Genomic DNA, 1,100 nt, shown 5'->3' with positions numbered 1-1,100 from the left:
CGTCGGTGATGATGCTGCCGCCGCCGACCGCGTCCGCCTGGGACTGCCGTGCCCGGCCCAGGCCGTCGTAGATCGTGATGGCGTGGGCGTAGGTGCCGTTGTCGCGCAGCGTGGAGGTGGTTACGGCGGTCGGCTTGCGGACGGTGGTGTCGTAGGCGAACGTCTTGAACGGCTGGTCGGTGGCCGGATCCTGGGAGGCGGTCCATACCTTGGTGACGCGGCCGAGGGCGTCGTAAGCGTAGTGCGTGGTGCGGCCGTTGGCGTCGGCCACGTCCAAGGCGGTGCTGCGGCCCGGATCGACGGTAGTGGTGGACTCAAAGCTTAGGGCGTTCTTGGCGGTAGTGGAAAAGGTCTGCCCGGTGGGCGGGTTGTAGGAGGTGGTACCGGTCTGGCCCTTGGCGTCGGTGACGGAGTCGACACGGCCGTAGGCGTCGTAGTGGGTCTTGCTGGTGCGGATCCAGCCGGTGCCACCCCCGTCGCTGCCCCACACCTCGGTGGCCAGGCCCTTGGTGGGCGCAGCCCCATAGGCACCATCGTCGTAAGCGGTGCGGGAGGCGGAGATGACGTCGCCACCGGTGGCGGTGGGGGCCTTGCCGCAGGTGCCGGCGGTGGTCTTGGTCTGCTGGACCAGACCGATCAGCCACGCGGTGGTGTTGTGCAGGTACGAGGTGATGGTGCAGGTCTCGTCGTCTGGCTTGCCGGTGTCACCGAGAGTTTCGACCTGGGTGGGCAGCCCGTAGGTGTCGTCGTACTGGGTGGTGACCTTGACCGTGCGGGAGGTGCGGGTGTCGTCGGGGTTGGTGCCGCTGGCCGGGGTGACCGTCTCGGTCTGGTCGGTCTGGGTGCGGTAGGCGTGCAGGTCGGGGACGTCGGTGCGGGCGCGGGTGGCCAGCAGGTGCGCCGACGGATAAGAGACAGTGCGGGAGGCGACGGTGCCGCCGCTGCCGTCGTCGTTGGCCTGAGTGTAGGTGAGGGACTCGGCCGTCGTGCCTTGGAAGGCGGGCTTGTCGGCGGCGATGGTGGCGCCGGTGGAGTCCTTGATCGTCACCGAACGCGTGCCACCCCCCGGGAGTGGGTCGCCGTCCATGCCGCGGAAGTAG

At 69.2% G+C, this 1,100-nt stretch carries 1 pseudogene; it reads right to left on the bottom strand.

Annotated features, from left to right (window positions below):
• Window positions 1–1,048: pseudogene (locus ACRWNP_RS37090) on the bottom strand (sugar-binding protein); the annotation flags it as partial.
• Between the last annotated feature and the right edge of the window lie 52 nt (window positions 1,049–1,100).

This window comes from Actinacidiphila sp. bgisy160, from assembly GCF_965342435.1.
Classification (GTDB): Bacteria; Actinomycetota; Actinomycetes; order Streptomycetales; family Streptomycetaceae; genus Actinacidiphila.
This window is presented reverse-complemented; position numbering and strand designations above follow the sequence as displayed.